The sequence below is a fragment of the Bartonella sp. HY406 genome, from assembly GCF_025449315.1.
Classification (GTDB): Bacteria; Pseudomonadota; Alphaproteobacteria; order Rhizobiales; family Rhizobiaceae; genus HY038.
This window is the reverse complement of sequence record NZ_CP104893.1, coordinates 951567-970215: the sequence shown is the minus strand read 5'-3', so window position 1 is coordinate 970215 and position 18649 is coordinate 951567. Positions and strand designations below refer to the sequence as shown.

The following is an 18649-nucleotide window of genomic DNA, read 5'->3' as shown; positions in this document are numbered from 1 at the left end:
GTAAGTGTTTTTAGTGCAACGCACTGTCAAAAAAATATTGACACTAATATGAAAATCTAAATCAAAGATGACAATCTAGCCTTAAGATTTTGTGGCATTGCAAATAACTCTCATAATGACAAAGCGCATATAAAAACCTAGCCACGGTAATTTGACAGTTCATCCATCATTTACCCATAATTTACCAAAAGTTTTAAACCCATTGAAACAGAATCGCTGTAAAAACCATTAGGTCAATTCAAATAATATTCGTTGAAAGTGCTCTAATGACTAAGCAAGTTCCTCTTGAAGTCTCGCCTCTACGCAGCAGTCATAATGTGATTATGAGCATTGTTGAATATGGATTTATAATCTGTATTACGTGCCTTTCCATTGCAGCCGCAACCCTTATCCTTATTGAGCAATTATCAATTATTTGGTGACTTTTTTTTTGTCTAATTATAATAAAATGGTTTCGCTACAGCTAATATCATTTTCAGCATTTAAAATTGTGTGGCGTGATAATCTATTTTGCCATTTGCCATTTTGCTTTTCAATTTCAAACACATTATAATTGGCCGGTGGTTTTTTGCCGCCAAAACTCTGCGAAGCTGATGCAACCCCCACGACAGGTATGTCGCCATCTCTACCCTTTATACTATAAAGTGTTGGCAAATGAGTATGGCCATGCAAAACCAAATCTGCACCACACTCGGCGATAACTGTTTGAAAGCAATCAATATCTGTTAAGATTTTGTGGCGATGCGTTGCATTATGAATAGGCGGATGATGGATCATCACCACGCGAAAAAGTTGTTTTTCTGCAGCTATGTGCAATAATTTTTTAAGGCTGTCTGCTTGGCGCTTACCAAATTTACCTGTGGCCCGAAAAGGCATGGTTGCAATAGCTGACGAGCAACCAATGATTGCAACATCTTTTCTTATCCGCATATAGGGAAAAGGTGCGTTGACAGCCACGTCACTGCTAATCCATGGCGCAAATGTTTTTATAGCGGTTTTTAATGCAGTAGGTACATAGGCATCATGATTACCAAAAACAACAGATATATCCTGCGCATTTCCCAATTGCTCTAACCAAATACGGGCATTTTGAAACTCAATCGGCAATGCTAAATTAACCAAATCACCGCTAATCGCTATATGATCATGGGGTTGATTTTTAATATCATTGATAATGCACTGCAAGGTTTCATTGCCGATTTCGCCTTTTCTGTTCATCTTCCAATTAACCCAGCCAGTAATGCGCTTATTCAATAGCTGAAAAAGCTTTGGCCCAGGCATTGGCGTTAAATGAACATCAGAAATATGAATAAGGCGAAACATTAAAAACCTTAATTTCAATTGAGTTTTAAATATACAATTTAAAATTAAAAGCATATGCCATAGATAGCCATGACATATGCCATAATTTATGAAACAAAATTTCTTAAACAGCAGCAGTAATAACAATCTCAACCAAATATTCAGGGGCTGCAAGCTTTGCTTCACCGGTTGCGCGGGCAGGAGCTGCATTTGGTGCAACCCATTCATCCCAAACGGCATTCATATCAGCAAAATATTTCATATCTGAAAGCCAGATCATTGCTTTCAAAATACGTGTCTTATCTGAACCTGCAAGAGCTAACAAACGATCCACTTCAGCCAAAATTTGCTTGGTTTGATCGCTTGCGCTAGCACCTGGTTCGCCGACTTGACCAGCAAGGTAGACAACACCATTATGCACAACTGCATTGCTCATGCGTTTACCAGGCTCGATACGCTTTATATCAGACATGCTCATTCCTCCATTTAAATTGGGTTGATATGAATGTTTTAACAAGAAAAAAATAAAAAGGAATAAGTTTTTTTACCATTGCCGCAATTGTAACAATTTGTTATGTTTCGTGTTGTAACGTAATGTGAAGTTAAATTACAAACTAATAGGTGATCAAATGAATGATATCCTCAAAACGGCCATAACCTATTCAGCCATGATCCTTTCATTGAATGTTGGCGTTGCGCTTATGATTTTTTCAATGGGAATATTTGGTTAGAGTTGCGAAGCAAAGACCTTAGCAAGTCAATTCATTATTCAATAATGAATGCGTGAGGGTTGTGCTTTAATCTAACCCAACTGGTTTTTCTATATATAATTTTGTTTTCACAAACTCCCCTTCCCTTTTTTAAAAGGCTATTTTTATTGCCATTTTTAAAGCAAAAGCAATCTTTGCTATAAATTATATTGCTTTCATAAAAATTCTTCAATATTTATCGCAAATTAGCAATTTTAATAAATATGCTGCAAAAGTAGCATTTTAAAAGGAAATCCTATGCGCCGACTATTTTGGCCCTTGCTTACAACCATTATTTTCTTTTCAGTGATGGCATTATGGTTTTGCTTGGGTACAATGACGACGCAGCTTACCAATGAAGTTGAAAACCTCCTTACTGATAAGATTTGGGCGACTTATGATCTTGATGGCCGCGACCTTACGATACGCGGTATCGCCGCAACCGAAAATATTGAAAACGATGTATTAGCCAAAGCTGCGGCCATATGGGGCATAGCATCGGTTACTGATGAGGTTATCGTTCCGCCACTAAAAGCGCCTTTTGAATTTATTTTAGAAAAAAATGATGATACCATCACCATCAAAGGCGATTTCCCAGTCGAGTTTGATCGTTTCGCTATTTTAGATAATATGGATGGCGTTATTATTGATCAAGCCGGCAATGCGCGAGGTGCGGATGAAAAATTTGCTGAGTGGCTTCATTATGCGGCAGCACAGATTCAGCAGTTAAAAAGTGGCGAGATTATCCTTAGTGATGATGTCATTACAATTAATGGCATTGCCAAAAATGGCGATGCTGAAAAGGCAATAAAGGATCTCAGCATACCAAATGGGTTAAAATTGCAAAGCCTCACACTCAAAAGCGAATAAAATATTTCAGCTATCAACCACATAATTGCGACATGCATTTAACCTTATAGGACCTTATTTATGACTTTTCTCATATCATTTCTTTGGCCATGGATGCTTATTGCAGCAATTGTTAGCTTTTTTATCGGCTGGACAGTGAGCAAACGCAATGAAGGGGAAAAGTAAATCATGCTTCATCTTGCTTTTGAGATTATTTTATTAATTGCTCTATCTTCGCTGTTAGGCGCTTTAAGCGGTTATTTTGTACGCAAGTTGTTTTATCGTGGCAACGCCCATGAGCGGGCTATTATTGCAGCGGCAAAATCCCAACCCTTTGAAGATAAAAAATAATGGCGTTCTTACAAGCGTAAACGCAGCAAAAGAAATGCCCCAAAGCAAATACAACTTTGGGTTCTTTTGCTAGTTTTTCATTTTTACTAATTTTTCATTGCGCGTCCTGCGATAAGGTCATTTTTAATTGTAAATGAACCCGTCAACCGCGCTTTATAGACCTGATAATTTTCCATCACGCGCTGCACATAATTGCGTGTTTCTGTGTAAGGAATGCGCTCAATCCAATCAACAATTGTATCCAAATCACGACCGCGCGGATCTCCATAGCGATTAATCCATTCATTAGCGCGGGTTGGACCTGCATTATAACCAACAAAGGTCAAAACATAAGAGCCATCAAAACGCTCTAGCTGATCACCTAAAAAATGGGCGCCCAAAGTCGCATTATAGGCAGGATCAGTCGTCAATCGTTGCACATTATAAGCAATGCCACGTTTTGCCGCTACCGATTTTGCCGTTGCTGGCATTAATTGCAGCATTCCGCGTGCACCAGCGCTTGAAACTGCAGCTGGATTAAATTCACTTTCTTGGCGGGCAATTGCATAAGCAAGCGCTTTACCTGACGGCGAAATATTGGCCGATGATGGAATAGCACCCAAAGGATGCGAAAGCGCACCCACATTAATGCCACGCAAAACCGCCGTTTTACCAATGCGCAAACTCATAACATGGTTGCTTTTGCGCTCTGCCATTACCGCTAGCAAGGCAAGTTCGCCGGGGCTTTTTAATTCGCGGCTTAATTCGCGATAAAGTAAACCTGCTTTATCACTATAGCCTGCCGCCTCTAACCTTAATATGGCGCGAACAGCACCGCGTTTTTCAAAACGTTGTTTTTCGTCATTGCTTGGTTTTGGATAAGGCAATTCAAGCTTTGATGCGCCAAGGCGCGCCGCAGCTAATTGCCCGTAAAATGTCGTCCCAAAACGGGCGGATTGTTGATAATAACCTGTTGCTTGCGCAGGATTTTTTTGCGCTTCGCTTGCCCTACCCATCCAATAATAAGCGCGCGACAATGAAATTGGCCCCGATGAAAGTTTTGCTATCTGGCTAAAATGGCGCATTGCAGTTTTGGGATCATTCAAAAAACGCAACGCATACCAACCGGCATGGAATTCAGCATCTGCTGCGGCTGTTGGACTTTCTGCAGCATGTGCCGCCGCCAATTGATAAGCAAGTTTCGGATTATTAAGATCGAGCATTTCACGCGATAAAACACGCCGTTCATTCCACCACGCATCTGGATCAATTAATGAGGCTGCATCTTTTGGAGTTTTTAAAAGCACATTTGCAGCATCAGTATATTTTCCAGCACGCCTTAAATATTGAATACGCGCATAACTATAAACAGGGTCCTTACGCCATGATGGATCGACATTAGCAAGTCTTTGCCCTGCATCTTTTCTATTGCGCGCCACCGCTTCAAAAGCAAGATAGAACGAGCGTGCCTTGGCCGGCCCCGAAACGCGCTCAGCTGCATCAATACGATAGGCAAGCAACATGGCTTTCATGCGGATAAGATGGTCGTCAGAGGTTAAAACACCCTTTTGCTTTTCAAGAACATATTTTTCTTCTGCTGGGTTTAGCTTTTCGCGATGCCACCATGGCGCAATAACCGCCCGCGCTTGCGCAGTTTTGCCCGATGCGGCTAAAGCATTGGCAAGCGTTACCATGCCTTGTGCTGTTTCAGGACGGCGATTAGAAAAAAGACTAATGACATTTACTGCGCTTAAATTTTCGCGCGAAATTGCCCGTTCAAAATTGCGCTGCATAATTGACTGGCCTGGCCAATCTGCCACCTCATGCATCGCCGAAACGATAGAATTGCTGGACATTTCTGGCGCACCAGAGGTCGCTAGGCTCCATGTCAAAATTTGTCTGTCAATGGAATTAACCGCCAATCCATTTCGAATAGCGATAGCACGATTTGCGTCATTTTTTTTATAAAGCGCATCAAGCCCATCTTTTAATTTGCCAACCATCTTACCAGTTGGCAATTTAGGAATACCTGAAGTGATAATATTATCTGCAGCAACTACACCGCTTCCCGCTTGCGGCGCCGAAGCAAAGGGCCGCGCCAATGGCACAGGGCCATCAGATGGCAGTTTTGGCGTTTGCGCAAAAGATTGAACAATTGCACTTAAAGATAGCCCACTCACTAATGCTACTCGGCCAAGATATAAACCAGATTTCATCATGTGCTTCCCGTCATAGTGCTTTGACATCTTAAATTTAATCTTCAAAAGTCATAAAGGCTAATGGTGAATCGTCTCTTAATTTTCAGGGCAGTTACGAATAGTAGTTAAAAAAGGGTTAAAAAACTAAAGCTATAGTTAACAGCATAAAACTTCAATAATATGAAAAATCGTTAAAACCAAGGCAAACACCTTTAGCTTTTGTGATTAGCTTTTTAATTTATGATTTGGCGCACAATTTTGTTACCACGAACCTGTTTTATAATCATATTTGCCCCTGCCAAAATATTTTATAATTGCTATAAACGCGACAAAGCTTAAATTTTTAAATAGCCACGTGATGATGTCCCTAATGGCCTGTTAAGGAACAGTGGCATCACGCATAGGCAATAGGGAGGAGCAGTGGCTATGATGAAAGACCCAGCAGTAAAAACAGAAGATACGGTCATTGCCATTCTTCTTGCAATTAGTCTTAGTCATTTATTTAATGACGTCATGCAATCGATGTTGCCTGCCATTTATCCTCTATTAAGTGATAATTATGGCCTTACATTTTTACAAATTGGCATTATCACCGCAACCTATCAAATAACTGGTTCAGTTTTACAGCCACTTATCGGCTTTTATACCGATAAACGTCCGCTCCCCTACTCGCTACCCTTTGCCTCCCTATTTACCATGGTGGGCTTACTATTGCTTGCGAATGCACATCATTATTATGTGTTGCTCATTGGCGCTGCAAGTGTTGGTTTTGGCTCGGCCATATTCCATCCTGAAGCCTCACGGGTTACGCGACTTGCATCGGGCGGTCGCCATGGTTTTGCCCAAGCTATTTTTCAAGTTGGCGGCAATACTGGCGCAGCGCTTGGCCCGTTATTAGCGGCATTGTTTATCTCGCAGCAAAGCCGCATTGGATATTTTGCAATTATTGCCTTTATTGGCTTTTTATTGTTGATTTGGGTTAGCCGTTGGTATGCTGCCCAATTAAAATTTACCGCAAAGAAAAAAGCAGTTGTGCAAACCCAGCTTTTATCTAAAAAACAAATCGCTGGTACTTTATTTGTATTGCTTTTATTGATGTTAGCTAAATACATATATCTTGCCAGTATGAGCAATTTTTATATGTTTTATGCTATCGACAAATTTGGCGTTACCACCCATACAGCGCAAATTTTACTATTTCTTTATCTCGGCGGTATAGCTGTTGGCACAATTTTTGGTGGTCGCATTGGCGATCGCATTGGCGCACGCTCAGTTATCTGGGTATCCATTCTTGGCGTATTACCTTTTACTCTATTAATGCCGCATGTTAATTTGCCAATCATGGCAATTTTATCGGTTATTATTGGTATGATCTTAGCATCGGCATTTCCAGCAATTGTAGTTTTTGTGCAAGAATTATTGCCCGGCCGCGTTGGTACAGTGGCAGGTCTTTGCTTTGGACTTTCTTTTGGCATTGGCGCTATATCTGCGGCAGTGTTAGGCAAAGTTGCTGATATTTATGGCATCCAAACCCTATTTGATGTTTGCTCATTTTTGCCATTCTTGGGACTTGTCGCAATATTTTTGCCAAAATTAAAAACTGGTGAAGTTAAAACACTCAAACGCTAGACTTAACTACGCTTTTCAATTCACAAAAAAGACGCTGGTTTATAAATTAGACCAGCGTTTTATTGATTATCAAGATAAACGCGCGCTTTTTCAAAAACATCATGAAACATTGCATCGGTCAAAACACCTGTATTGGTGTTATAGCGTGAGCAATGATAGCTTGATAAAACTTTCAAGCCATCAACATCACTCATAAGTCCATGTTTAAATGGATAGCGGCTTACCGGCTTTTTCAGCGCACGGATGGTTGATTGATGGGCAATAGCACCAAGGGTTATGATAATTCTCAAATTTGGAAGATTGTTAAATAATGGCGATAAAAATTGCCGACACATATTTATTTCTGCGCCCACTGGTTTATTTTGCGGCGGAACACAGCGCACAGCATTAGCAATTGCGCAATCAACTAATTGTAAACTATCATCAATACGTGCTTCAAATTGCCCTTGCGCAAAGCCAAACAGCTTCAATGTAGAATAAAGCAAATCGCCGGCATAATCGCCTGTAAATGGTCGGCCTGTGCGATTCGCCCCTCGTAAACCCGGTGCAAGGCCAATAATTAACAGCTTAACACTTTGCGCACCATCTTTTGGCCAAAAAGGCTTTACTGGACCATTATACCAATTAGGCTCGATTTGCCGCCATTCACTTAAAAATTCGTGGAGGCGGGGGCATAAAGGGCAGTCATAGCTGGGGTCTGGACATGATTGCGCTACAGAAAAATTCATGACTGACAACAATGCAAACTATGCCCTTAAATAAAATAATAAAACGGCTAAAAGCCGCAGCAACATCAAAAAAAACCATAAAGTGGCGATGTATATCGCCACTTCATTTTAAAAAAATCAATATTCGTCTTCTTCGTCTTCTTCATAAAAAGCTGGCGAGTCACTCGGCTTATCGCTTGGCGCTCTACCCACTTCATTTTTTAGCGAAACAAGATCAATGAAATGATCCGCTTGGCGGCGCAAATCATCCGAAATCATTGCTGGTTGAGTTGAAAGAGTGCTAACAACACTCACTTTACGACCCTTGCGTTGCAAAGCTTCCACCAAAGATCTAAAATCACCATCGCCAGAAAAAATAACAAAATGATCAACTGTTTCCGAAAGCTCCATTGCATCAATGGTAAGCTCAATATCCATATTGCCTTTTACCTTTCGGCGACCTGCCGCATCAGTAAATTCTTTGGCTGCCTTAGTAATGACACGATATCCATTATAATCTAGCCAGTCAATAAGTGGACGAATCGAGGAGTATTCTTGATCTTCAACCAAAGCAGTGTAATAATAAGCGCGTAAAAGATAACCGCGCTTTTGAAAAGCTTTTAAAAGTTTTCGATAGTCGATATCAAAACCTAATGTTTTGGAGGCGGCATATAAATTTGCGCCGTCAATAAAAAGAGCAATTTTCTCTCTTGGGTCAAACATATTTAAAACCATCTTTTTATAATATGCATTACTAATTGAATGCAGAGCTAAAATAACTGGAACAATACACCTAACTTAATGTAGTTGTGCAGTGATGCCAAGACAGAACTTTAGGAATTTTAACTCTTTGGTTGGTTTTTCTTGTTTTTTTTATAAAAACTGGTTATGTAAGCCTCAAATCCATTAAACCGCATATAATGAAAGGGGCATCTATGGCCCGCGTTACTGTTGAAGATTGCATTGATAAGGTTAACAACCGCTTTGAGCTTATTCTTCTGGCTAGCCACCGCGCCCGTCAGATTTCTCAAGGTGCGCAAATCACTATTGACCGCGACAATGATAAGAATCCTGTTGTTGCCTTGCGTGAGATTGCTGATGAGACCTTGTCACCAGCCGATTTGAAAGAAGATCTTATCCATTCCATGCAAAAGCATGTTGAAGTTGATGAGCCTGAAATTGCACCAGCACTTCTTACTCATGATGATGCAGGTTTGGGTGATTCGCTATTTAATGATGACGTTGCAGATCAACCTATAGTCTTTGATCAAATGTCTGAAGACGATCTTCTTGCTGGTATTGAGGGCTTGGTTGCCCCTGAAAAGAATGATGATTACTGATTCTAAACTATTGAATTAATCATTATTAATCGACTTTATATAAAACCGCCACTGTAACAGTTGGCGGTTTTTTTGCATTTATAGGTCTAATTCAATTAGATGAGCCAAACAAGATTTCATTAAAACTATTTCTTACACAATAAGCGCATAAGCCTATAGAAGCGTTTTATGGCATTGAATAATCGCCAAACATATGCAAATTTAAGCGTATGAATTGGGATGATTTACGAATATTTTTAAGCGTTGCGCGCAATAGTCAGTTGCTTAAAGCTGCCAAACAGCTTGGAGTTAATCATACAACTATTTCGCGGCGTCTAACCGCGCTTGAACACCAATTAAACACCAAATTAGTGACGCGCAGCACCACTGGAACGCAGCTCACCGATGCAGGTGAACGCCTTTTACACCATGTAGAACAAGTTGAGGCGCAAATGTTGCAAGCTCAAGCGCAAATTGGTGGCGAAGATGTGCAGCTTAGTGGTACCATTCGTATTGCTGCACCTGATGGCTTTGGTGTTTCTTTCCTTGCCAAGCATTTACCGCAATTGTCAGAAAAATTTCCAGATCTAACCCTGCAATTAGTACCAGTTTCGCGCAATTTTTCGCTGTCCCAACGCGAAGCCGATATTGCGATAACCGTTGAGCGCCCTGCGCAAGGACGGCTTATTGCCAAAAAGCTGACCGATTATAAATTGCGCCTTTATGCCCATAAGGATTATTTAAAGCGCCATGGCCACCCATTAGATATTCATGATATATTAGTACATCATCGCAAGATTGATTATGTTGACGATCTCATCTCCACCCCTGCCCTTGCTTATAGCCATGAGATAAGTGAAGATTGGCATTCCAATTTTCAAGTATCTAGCACATTAGGGCAATTGGAAGCCATTATAGCTGGCGGCGGTATTGGTATTTTGCATAGTTATATCGCTAGAACTTATCCTGATTTGGTGGTAGTGCTGCCAGAAAAAGCAATTATTCGCTCCTACTGGTTATCCTATCATGAAAATTTAAAAGGCATTCGCCGTATACATGAAGTGGCAAACTTTATTTCCCAATCTATCGAAACCAATCGCGCTGCTTTTCTGTAAAAAGCTGAGTTAACCAAATTCAATTTTGTCTGTTTATAATCTAACCATATATATTGACCAAAAATTCAAATAGACTACTATATCTAGTATTCAAGGTTATTTGATTCTGTTCAAATTTAAAGGGAATTTGGTAGATAGCTTAATAATCAATGCCTTACATTTGATTATTGATATTATTCCAAAGCTGCCCCCGCAACTGTGAACAAGGAGCAATAACGGTTTAACCACTGAGTAAAGTTTTAAGAATCATAATTAGCAATATTGTTAAAATGAAATTAAACAATGCTTGGGAAGGTCGTTAATTGCGTTGAGCTGTGAGCCAGGAGACCTGCCTTGAATAAGTGTCAACAGACGGGGTGTCTGCACTGGCGAGGTTTAATCGGCGCATCTTTGCGCCCTTTTGGTTTAGGTCTATTGCCTTTGCCGATGCGTTAAACTCACCCGTGCAAATGCCTCTTTAGGCTTCGGGAAGGAAGTTTATAATGCTTTATCCAAATATTTTTGATGTTAATTACATCAACGCACCGCCAGTGCAGCAGTAACTAAAGCTATAGCGCCGTCGAGCTACAATAAGCAGCATTGAGCTTTGCTGCTTTAATACTTCTGACAGCGCCATCCTCCATGACAAAGCACGGATTTAACGCAGCATAAGGCTAAGCCCTTACTGCTCGGCGTTTATGCTTAACCAAAACTCTATAAAGTACCAAAGCTAGTTATCCTCAAAAGGAATTAATCTCATGCAAGTTACCATCTATTCAAAGCCCCAATGCGCCCAATGTACTGCTACTTACCGCGTTCTTAATACCAAGGGTATTGCTTACAATATTATTGATATTACTGAGAATGAAGATGGTTTTTCGCGGGTTCAATCGCTGGGCTATCGCCAAGTTCCGGTTGTTGTTGCAGGTGATCATCATTGGGCTGGGTTTCGCCCTGACATGATTGCGAAGATTGCATAATATGCTTTTGCTTGCCTATTACTCAAGCTCGACTGGCAATACTCATGCTTTTGTCGAGCGCTTGCAATTGCCCGCCTTTCGCATTGATCGCAAAGAACCAGCCAAACATATAGGTGATGACTATATTTTGGTTTTGCCAACCTATGCTGATGGCGAAGGAAATGGCGCTGTACCCAAAGCCATTATCCGTTTTTTAAATGAAGAAGAAAATCGCCACCGCATTCGCGGTGTCATTGCTGGTGGCAATCGCAACTTTGGCAATACCTATGCCCTTGCTGGCGATATTATTGCGCAAAAATGCAATGTGCCTTGCCTTTATCGTTTTGAACTGCGCGGCACGCAAGAAGATGCTGACAATGTTCATGAAATCTTAAAAAACTTTAAAATCTTGGAAAAAACCAATGCTAGACCAGCCGCAATTGGATAAATCGCAAATAGCAAAATCAGCGCGCAGCGAAACACAGCTTGATTTTCATGCCCTAAATGCCATGCTTAATATTTATGATGAAAATGGTGCAATCCAATTTGAAATGGATAAAATGGCAGCGCGGCAGTATTTTTTGCAGCATGTCAACCAAAACACCGTTTTCTTTCATAATTTAGAAGAAAAACTCGATTACCTTGTCGAAGAAGGTTTTTATGAAAAAAGGGTGTTAGATGCCTATGATAGCGATTTTATAAAAAGCCTTTTCCAACGCGCTTATGGCTATAAATTTCGCTTTCCAACTTTTCTTGGCGCCTTTAAATATTACACCGCTTACACCTTAAAAACACGTGATGGCACGCGCTATTTAGAACGCTATGAAGATCGCATTGTCATGGTTGCATTAAGCCTTGCACGCGGCAATCAAGAACTTGCAATAAAATTAGTTGACGAAATTATCACTGGTCGCTTCCAACCTGCTACTCCAACTTTTTTAAATGCTGGCAAACAACAGCGCGGCGAACTTGTTTCTTGCTTTTTATTGCGCCTTGAAGACAATATGGAATCAATTGGCCGTTCAATCAATTCGGCTTTGCAATTATCAAAACGCGGCGGCGGCGTTGCCCTTAGCCTTACCAATTTGCGTGAAGTGGGCGCACCGATCAAGCATATTGAAAACCAGTCATCAGGCATTGTACCAGTGATGAAAATGCTTGAAGATGCGTTTTCCTATGCCAACCAACTTGGTGCGCGCCAAGGGGCTGGTGCGGTGTATTTACATGCTCACCACCCAGATATTTTAACTTTTCTTGACACCAAGCGCGAAAATGCAGACGAAAAAATCCGCATCAAAACCTTATCCTTAGGGGTAATTATTCCTGATATTACGTTTGAGCTTGCCCGCCAAAATGAGGAAATGTATCTATTTTCTCCTTATGATATTGAGCGTGTCACTGGCAAATGCATGAGTGATATTGAAATAAGTAAGCATTATCGAGACTTTGTTGATAATCCTGATATTCGCAAAACCCGTATTAATGCCCGCAATTTTTTTCAACGCCTTGCAGAAATTCAGTTTGAGTCAGGCTATCCTTATATTTTATTTGAAGATACCGCCAATAGACTTAATCCGCTTGCTGGCCGCATTTCAATGAGCAATCTTTGCTCTGAAATTTTGCAAGTAAATAGCGCTAGCGAATTTAATGCCGATCTTTCTTATAAAACTATTGGTAATGATATTTCCTGCAATCTTGGTTCGCTCAATATTGCTAAAACGATGGATTCTCCCAATTTTGGCAATACGGTTGAAACAGCTATACGCGCCCTTACCGCTGTTTCACAAATGAGCAATATGGAATGTGTTCCTTCAATTGCTAAAGGCAATCGTGAAAGCCATGCCATAGGTCTTGGGCAAATGAACCTTCATGGTTTTCTTGCTCGCGAACATATTTATTATGGTTCACCTGAAGCGCTTGATTTTACCAATATCTATTTTTACACCATCACCTATCATGCGCTTTGTGCCTCGAACAAATTGGCGAAGGAACATGGAAGTCACTTTTTAGGATTTGAAAACTCTGCCTATGCCGATAAGAGCTATTTTGCCAAATATATAAATGAAGAATGGCAGCCAAAAACTTCTAAGGTGGTTGAGCTCTTTGCAAAAAATTCAATTGCTATTCCCACAAAAGATGATTGGCGTGAATTAGCCGATAAAGTTGCCGAATATGGACTTTATAACAGCTATTTACAGGCTGTGCCGCCAACCGGCTCTATTTCCTATATTAATCATGCCACCTCGTCCATTCACCCTATTGTGTCAAAAATCGAAATTCGTAAAGAAGGCAAAATTGGTCGCGTCTATTATCCGGCGCCTTATATGACCAATGACAATCTTGAATATTTTGAAGACGCCTATAAAATTGGCCCTGAAAAAATCATCGACACTTATGCTGAGGCCACCCGCCATGTCGATCAAGGTCTATCGCTAACGCTATTTTTTCCTGATACTGCAACAACACGCGACATTAATCGCGCGCAAATCTATGCATGGAAAAAAGGCATTAAAACTATTTATTATGTCCGCATTCGCCAAGATGCCCTAAGCGGCACCGAGGTTGAAGGCTGCGTATCATGCAGTCTTTAAGGAGCACATCAAATGAACCATTTAAAAGCAAAACCCGTACGCGCCATTAATTGGAACCGCGTTGAAGATGAAAAAGACCTTGAAGTTTGGAACCGTTTGACGGTTAATTTTTGGCTGCCAGAAAAAGTACCTCTTTCTAATGATATTGGTTCTTGGGCAAGCCTTACCCGTGAAGAGCAAATTTTGACCATACGCGTTTTCACTGGTCTTACTTTACTTGATACCGTTCAAAATTCCGTTGGCGCGATATCACTTTTAGAAGACGCTGAAAACCAACATGAAGAAGCAGTGCTTACCAATATTGCTTTTATGGAAGCGGTACATGCACGCTCCTATTCTTCGATTTTTTCTACCCTTTGTCTTACCGTTGATGTTGATGAAGCATTTCGTTGGGCGGAAGAAAATCGCTATTTGCAAGAAAAAGCAAAGCTGGTGATTGAGCGTTATCAAGCTGATGATCCATTGAAGAAAAAAATCGCCTCGGTTTTTCTTGAAAGCTTTTTGTTCTATTCTGGTTTTTATCTGCCAATGTATTGGTCAAGCCGCGCTAAGCTTACTAATACTGCTGACCTTATCCGCCTTATCATTCGTGATGAAGCAGTGCATGGCTATTATATCGGCTATAAATTCCAAAAAGCCTTTAAAAAATGCAGCAGTGAAAAACAGCAAGAAATTAAAGATTTCACCATTGCATTTTTGCTCGACCTTTATGAAGTGGAAAGCAAATATACTGAGGACCTTTATGACGCGGTTGGCTTAAGTGAAGATGTGAAAATGTTTTTGCATTATAATGCCAATAAGGCGCTGATGAATTTGGGCTTTGATGCGCTATTTCCAGCAGAAATTTGTGCCGTTAATCCAGCTATTTTATCAGCCCTATCACCCGCAGCTAATGAAAATCATGACTTTTTCTCAGGCTCTGGCTCATCTTATGTTATTGGTAAAGCAGTTGCCACGCAGGATGAAGATTGGGCTTTTTAAACATCAATAAATTAGCACAACCTATTAAAATATAAGAGATTATTGAAAATTCAAAAAAATAATCTCTTATATAATCATGCAAGACATTGCGTTAATTGCTCACGCAACCAATCTTGATCAAGCCCGCGGCCAATAATAATAAATTTTGATAGTGCCTTTTCTTCATTCCAAGGTGAGCCATAATCAAAAGCCGCTACCTTATGCACTCCTTGCAAAATAAGCCGCTTTTCTTCACCAGCAATGGCAAAAACGCCCTTATAGCGCAGCATATCATTGCCAAAATCTTCAATCAATTTTTCCATAAAGCTGCCTAAGCGATCAATATCAAAAAGCGCCATTTCAAAATAGAGCGATTGGATAGTATCCCCCCAAGATTGCTGCTGCACGCCCTGCGCTGAAAAAGCACTAAAGCGCGGCTTTTGCGCTTCATCAAAGCCAAAACTACCCTTGGTTATTTGCAGTTCATCACTTAATTCAAAAGCCTTGACATTGAGCCAAAGTTCCTGTGGGCAAGCACCATTAACCACTTCAAAAAAGTCAGCTTTACAATTGATTTTACTTAATCTTTTTAAGATTGTTTGTTTTTTTTCGCTGTTAATACGATCAGTTTTGGTTAAAAAAATACGATCGGCAAAGGCAATTTGCGCTAACGCCACATTATGCTCATCCAATTGGCGCTCAATATGCTCGCTATCAGCAAGGACAATGCAGGCATCAAGCATGGTTTTTTCGCGCAGATTATCATCAACAAAAAAAGTTTGCACGACAGGCGAAGGGTCAGCAAGTCCGGTGGTTTCAATTATGATGCGTTCAAAATCAACCAATCCTTTGTCGCGCTTTTCAAGCAATTGATTAATGCCAGTTGCAAATTCACCCCGAACACTACAGCACACGCAGCCATTGCTCATTTCTACAATTTCAAGCTTATCGCGCTTTTCAAGTAATATGCCATCAATGCCTGTTTCACCAAATTCATTTTCAATGATCGCAAATGGTGTTTTTTGATCATTGCGTAATAAATGATTGATTAAGGTTGTTTTACCAGAACCCAAAAAACCCGATAAAACGGTAACAGGAACAATCATAAGAAAACCCTTTAATAATTTAAAATCAAAATCTTAACATAAATTCTTTAGAAAAATTAACGCTTTTTTAACCATAACTTTAAATAAAGTTTTAACCATAAGTTAATTAATCAACACAACATACTGATTATAAAAGAAAATATAATTTAAAGAATTGAATAAAATACCGTAAGAACTACATTTTGGAAAAATTTAACAAAGCTCTTACAAATATATGTAGAGCCCAAATATCAGCGCGCTAATCTAGCAGCACTTAAAGCCATTTTTGCCACCAAAACGAGCATCTTGCCTATCTTTAAAAAATTCAGGATAAGTCATGGGTGTCTGGTCTGGATGGGTTAATCGCATATGCTGAACATAATTATCATAGTCAGGCACGCCAATCATTAATTTAGCCGCCTGCCCCATATATTTGCCGGCCTTAGCAATTTTGTTAAACATGGCATTTCCTCCACCAATATTGAACGCTTAGTATCATTAAACGTTTGGCATAGATTTTTAAATTGTTAATATGGTCTGCCAATTTTTAAAATGAGCAGACCATATTCGTTTCAGCACATAGTCTATGCCGTCTTTGCATCCCTATATTCTTCAGGAATATATTGGTCTGGCAATCTTTCATAAGGCAATTCAGCAGATGTGGGCTTATCATTTTTAAGCGCAGCCATTGCCGTTTTGATTGAATAGATTGCGAGAGAAATAACTACTAACATAAAGAATGCAGTTAAAACGCCGTTTACTGTATTGCTAATTTTGCCCTGCATATTTGCGGCATTTGATGCAGCAACAAAAAAGCTTAATTTTGCATCAAATATTTTAATCCAGCCAGCAGTCATAGTGCAAATAAGCAACCAACATGCAGGAATAATGGCAACCCAAGCAAAACGTTGACGCTTCATCTTAAACAAGACCACAGCGCACAACATCAAAGCAATTGCAGCAAGCATCTGGTTTGCAATACCAAATAATGGCCATAACGTATAAATGCCGCCTTTACCTGTTTCATCGAGGGCACCGACCATAACAAAATAGCCCCAAAGCAAGACAACAATAAATGTCGCTAAAAGATTTGCTGGCAGGCTATCAGTTTTACGCAAGTCTGGATGCACAAGACCAAGAAGATCTTGCAGCATAAAGCGAGCAGAGCGGGTGCCTGCATCAACCGCAGTTAATATGAACAAGGCTTCGAACAAAATCGCAAAATGGTACCAAAACGACATACCAAGCCAGCCAGACATAGCATTATGCAAAATATGCGCCATACCAACAGCCAAGGTTGGCGCACCGCCAGCACGGCCAAGAATACTTGGTTCACCAACATCTTTTGCAATTTGCTGCAAAATTTCTGGCGTAACATGAAAACCCCAGCTTGAAATAACTTGGGATGCAGATTGTAAAGCATCAACCGTTCCATTGGGAACCAACGTGCCTAATGGGGTATTCATAGCAAAATAAACACCCGGATTAATGACACAAGCAGCCACCAAAGCCATAATAGCCACAAAAGATTCCATCAACATGCCGCCATAGCCAATATAGCAAGCCTGTGTTTCATTGGCGAGCATCTTGGGCGTAGTACCTGATGAAATAAGCGCGTGGAAGCCCGACACTGCACCACAGGCAATGGTAATGAACAAGAATGGGAAAAGCTGCCCAGCCCATACAGGCCCACCTTTTGCTGCAAAATCTGTCAATGCTGGCATTTCAAGTGTTGGCCGCAAAATAACGATACCAATAGCAAGACCAATAATGGTACCAATTTTTAAAAAGGTCGAAAGATAATCACGCGGTGCGAGCAAAAGCCAAACCGGTAAAACCGCAGCGATAAAGCCATAAAAAATAATTATACTGGCAAGTGTTGGCTTATTGAAACTTAAATAATGCCCAATACTACTATCTGCGAACCAACCACCTGAAATAATTGCAAAGATAAGGAAAGCGATGCCAATAATGGAAACCTCACCAACCCGACCTGGGCGAATATAGCGCAAATAAACACCCATAAACAGTGCTAAAGGAATGGTAAAGCCAACCGTATAGGTACCCCAAGGACTACCATCAAGAGCATTAACCACCACCATAGCCAAAACGCCGAGAATGATAAGCATAATCATAAAACAGCCAACAAGAGCGATGACGCCGGGTATTGTACCCATTTCTTCACGCACAAGCTCTCCCAGTGAACGACCATCGCGGCGAGTTGAAATGAAAAGAACCATAAAGTCTTGCACAGCACCAGCAAGCACACAGCCTGCCAAGATCCAAAGCATGCCAGGTAAATAACCCATTTGCGCGGCAAGAACTGGCCCAACCAATGGCCCAGCACCAGCGATCGCAGCAAAATGGTGGCCATACAATATATTCTTGTCAGTTGGCACATAATCAAGCCCATCATTATGGCGCACAGCTGGCGTCATACGGGTGGGATCAGCCTGTAAAACTTTATTCAAAATAAACATGCCATAAAGGCGATAAGCAATGAGATAAACACAAACTGCCGCAACAACAATCCAAACCGCATTGATCGCTTCGCCACGATTTAAAGCAATATAGCCTAAAGAAAATGCGCCAATAATTGCCAGCAAACCAAGAATAAGTTTGTGCGTAGCGCTTAAAGGCTTGGCTCTATATAACATAGGTAACCCTCCAATAAGGACAGAATCTGTCCGGCTCCTCGAAATGTGGCTATATTGCGACTAGGTGCAAAAATTTGCAAACATTTTTATAAAAGCTATAAATTAAATCGGGGATTAAAAGCTTAGAGTAAAAGTTAATTAGCCTATGATGCCCTGATGTATAGATGAAATATTTCCAGCTATTTATCTAATAGATATAAAAATCGGTAAAGAACTGCGG

18 protein-coding genes and 1 riboswitch are annotated in these 18649 nt (G+C 40.5%); of the genes, 10 read left to right on the top strand and 8 right to left on the bottom strand.

All coding sequences use genetic code 11. The features are described 5' to 3' along the window. The first annotated feature begins 266 nt into the window (after nt 1-266). Nucleotides 267-422 carry a hypothetical protein gene (locus tag N6B01_RS04050; RefSeq protein WP_182419041.1) on the top strand — a complete coding sequence of 52 codons (156 nt, stop codon included), beginning with the start codon at nt 267-269 and terminating at the stop codon, nt 420-422. Between the two features lie 16 nt (nt 423-438). Here N6B01_RS04050 and N6B01_RS04045 read toward each other — a convergent pair whose 3' ends face one another. After that, the gene (locus tag N6B01_RS04045; protein WP_262080045.1) at nt 439-1323 is read right to left on the bottom strand and encodes a metallophosphoesterase family protein; all 885 of its coding nucleotides are present in this window, start codon (nt 1321-1323) and stop codon (nt 439-441) included. Nucleotides 1324-1426: 103 nt separating this feature from the next. Beyond that, nucleotides 1427-1774 (bottom strand): RidA family protein, encoded by a 348-nt coding sequence (locus tag N6B01_RS04040; RefSeq protein ID WP_182419039.1) that lies wholly within the window; start codon nt 1772-1774, stop codon nt 1427-1429. A gap of 535 nt (nt 1775-2309) precedes the next feature. Between N6B01_RS04040 and N6B01_RS04035 the strand changes: the two genes are divergently transcribed. Further along, a complete protein-coding gene (locus tag N6B01_RS04035; protein WP_262080044.1) occupies nt 2310-2921 on the top strand; it encodes a hypothetical protein in 612 nt (203 codons plus the stop codon). 168 nt (nt 2922-3089) lie between these two features. After that, on the top strand, nt 3090-3251 hold the full coding sequence (locus N6B01_RS04030) for a hypothetical protein (RefSeq protein WP_262080043.1): 162 nt from the start codon (nt 3090-3092) through the stop codon (nt 3249-3251). 86 nt (nt 3252-3337) lie between these two features. On the opposite strand, the gene N6B01_RS04025 is transcribed toward N6B01_RS04030, so the two are convergent. Further along, the gene (locus N6B01_RS04025; RefSeq protein ID WP_262080041.1) at nt 3338-5449 is read right to left on the bottom strand and encodes a lytic transglycosylase domain-containing protein; all 2112 of its coding nucleotides are present in this window, start codon (nt 5447-5449) and stop codon (nt 3338-3340) included. Between the two features lie 405 nt (nt 5450-5854). On the opposite strand from N6B01_RS04025, the gene N6B01_RS04020 reads away from it, so the two are divergent. After that, a complete protein-coding gene (locus N6B01_RS04020) occupies nt 5855-7057 on the top strand; it encodes an MFS transporter (protein WP_262080040.1) in 1203 nt (400 codons plus the stop codon). 59 nt (nt 7058-7116) lie between these two features. On the opposite strand, the gene N6B01_RS04015 is transcribed toward N6B01_RS04020, so the two are convergent. Together N6B01_RS04015 and N6B01_RS04010 are read right to left on the bottom strand one after the other, a co-directional pair. Then, nucleotides 7117-7785, bottom strand: coding sequence for a uracil-DNA glycosylase (locus N6B01_RS04015; RefSeq protein ID WP_262080039.1), 669 nt, complete (start codon nt 7783-7785; stop codon nt 7117-7119). Nucleotides 7786-7902: 117 nt separating this feature from the next. Then, entirely contained in the window at nt 7903-8487 is a 585-nt protein-coding gene (locus N6B01_RS04010) for a LabA-like NYN domain-containing protein (RefSeq protein WP_182419034.1), read from the bottom strand. Nucleotides 8488-8699: 212 nt separating this feature from the next. Between N6B01_RS04010 and rpoZ the strand changes: the two genes are divergently transcribed. The 6 genes from rpoZ (at nt 8700) to nrdF (ending at nt 14708) form a co-directional block, all read left to right on the top strand. Continuing rightward, nucleotides 8700-9104 carry a DNA-directed RNA polymerase subunit omega gene (rpoZ, locus tag N6B01_RS04005; protein ID WP_182419033.1) on the top strand — a complete coding sequence of 135 codons (405 nt, stop codon included), beginning with the start codon at nt 8700-8702 and terminating at the stop codon, nt 9102-9104. Between the two features lie 209 nt (nt 9105-9313). After that, nucleotides 9314-10198: a LysR family transcriptional regulator gene (locus N6B01_RS04000; protein WP_262080037.1), complete on the top strand. Its 885-nt coding sequence runs from the start codon at nt 9314-9316 to the stop codon at nt 10196-10198. Nucleotides 10199-10274: 76 nt separating this feature from the next. Next, nucleotides 10275-10549, top strand: a riboswitch (cobalamin riboswitch). Nucleotides 10550-10935: 386 nt separating this feature from the next. Next, complete coding sequence (nrdH, locus tag N6B01_RS03995; RefSeq protein WP_262080036.1) at nt 10936-11157, top strand: glutaredoxin-like protein NrdH; 222 nt, start codon at nt 10936-10938, stop codon at nt 11155-11157. Nucleotide 11158: 1 nt separating this feature from the next. Continuing rightward, nucleotides 11159-11584 carry a class Ib ribonucleoside-diphosphate reductase assembly flavoprotein NrdI gene (gene nrdI / locus N6B01_RS03990; RefSeq protein WP_262080034.1) on the top strand — a complete coding sequence of 142 codons (426 nt, stop codon included), beginning with the start codon at nt 11159-11161 and terminating at the stop codon, nt 11582-11584. After that, entirely contained in the window at nt 11559-13727 is a 2169-nt protein-coding gene (gene nrdE / locus N6B01_RS03985) for a class 1b ribonucleoside-diphosphate reductase subunit alpha (RefSeq protein ID WP_262080033.1), read from the top strand. The genes nrdI and nrdE overlap by 26 nt, the downstream gene beginning before the upstream one ends. A gap of 12 nt (nt 13728-13739) precedes the next feature. Continuing rightward, nucleotides 13740-14708, top strand: coding sequence for a class 1b ribonucleoside-diphosphate reductase subunit beta (gene nrdF / locus N6B01_RS03980; protein WP_182419028.1), 969 nt, complete (start codon nt 13740-13742; stop codon nt 14706-14708). 74 nt (nt 14709-14782) lie between these two features. Here the strand turns inward: nrdF and N6B01_RS03975 are convergent, their stop codons facing one another. From N6B01_RS03975 to N6B01_RS03965, 3 genes are all read right to left on the bottom strand, one after another. Further along, nucleotides 14783-15793: a CobW family GTP-binding protein gene (locus N6B01_RS03975; RefSeq protein ID WP_262080032.1), complete on the bottom strand. Its 1011-nt coding sequence runs from the start codon at nt 15791-15793 to the stop codon at nt 14783-14785. A 243-nt stretch (nt 15794-16036) separates the two neighbouring features. Next, on the bottom strand, nt 16037-16234 hold the full coding sequence (locus N6B01_RS03970) for a YbdD/YjiX family protein (protein ID WP_262080030.1): 198 nt from the start codon (nt 16232-16234) through the stop codon (nt 16037-16039). Between the two features lie 122 nt (nt 16235-16356). Further along, complete coding sequence (locus N6B01_RS03965; protein WP_262080029.1) at nt 16357-18429, bottom strand: carbon starvation CstA family protein; 2073 nt, start codon at nt 18427-18429, stop codon at nt 16357-16359. Between the last annotated feature and the right edge of the window lie 220 nt (nt 18430-18649).

Coding starts and splice junctions, on each gene's coding strand:
- N6B01_RS03965 (WP_262080029.1), bottom strand. CDS start 18,429: ATGTTATATAGAGCCAAGCCTTTAAGCGCTACGCACAAACTTATTCTT.
- N6B01_RS04040 (WP_182419039.1), bottom strand. CDS start 1,774: ATGTCTGATATAAAGCGTATCGAGCCTGGTAAACGCATGAGCAATGCA.
- N6B01_RS04035 (WP_262080044.1), top strand. CDS start 2,310: ATGCGCCGACTATTTTGGCCCTTGCTTACAACCATTATTTTCTTTTCA.
- N6B01_RS04015 (WP_262080039.1), bottom strand. CDS start 7,785: ATGAATTTTTCTGTAGCGCAATCATGTCCAGACCCCAGCTATGACTGC.
- N6B01_RS03975 (WP_262080032.1), bottom strand. CDS start 15,793: ATGATTGTTCCTGTTACCGTTTTATCGGGTTTTTTGGGTTCTGGTAAA.
- N6B01_RS04025 (WP_262080041.1), bottom strand. CDS start 5,449: ATGATGAAATCTGGTTTATATCTTGGCCGAGTAGCATTAGTGAGTGGG.
- nrdF (WP_182419028.1), top strand. CDS start 13,740: ATGAACCATTTAAAAGCAAAACCCGTACGCGCCATTAATTGGAACCGC.
- N6B01_RS03970 (WP_262080030.1), bottom strand. CDS start 16,234: ATGTTTAACAAAATTGCTAAGGCCGGCAAATATATGGGGCAGGCGGCT.
- rpoZ (WP_182419033.1), top strand. CDS start 8,700: ATGGCCCGCGTTACTGTTGAAGATTGCATTGATAAGGTTAACAACCGC.
- nrdI (WP_262080034.1), top strand. CDS start 11,159: ATGCTTTTGCTTGCCTATTACTCAAGCTCGACTGGCAATACTCATGCT.
- N6B01_RS04020 (WP_262080040.1), top strand. CDS start 5,855: ATGATGAAAGACCCAGCAGTAAAAACAGAAGATACGGTCATTGCCATT.
- nrdH (WP_262080036.1), top strand. CDS start 10,936: ATGCAAGTTACCATCTATTCAAAGCCCCAATGCGCCCAATGTACTGCT.
- N6B01_RS04030 (WP_262080043.1), top strand. CDS start 3,090: ATGCTTCATCTTGCTTTTGAGATTATTTTATTAATTGCTCTATCTTCG.
- nrdE (WP_262080033.1), top strand. CDS start 11,559: ATGCTAGACCAGCCGCAATTGGATAAATCGCAAATAGCAAAATCAGCG.
- N6B01_RS04045 (WP_262080045.1), bottom strand. CDS start 1,323: ATGTTTCGCCTTATTCATATTTCTGATGTTCATTTAACGCCAATGCCT.
- N6B01_RS04050 (WP_182419041.1), top strand. CDS start 267: ATGACTAAGCAAGTTCCTCTTGAAGTCTCGCCTCTACGCAGCAGTCAT.
- N6B01_RS04000 (WP_262080037.1), top strand. CDS start 9,314: ATGAATTGGGATGATTTACGAATATTTTTAAGCGTTGCGCGCAATAGT.
- N6B01_RS04010 (WP_182419034.1), bottom strand. CDS start 8,487: ATGTTTGACCCAAGAGAGAAAATTGCTCTTTTTATTGACGGCGCAAAT.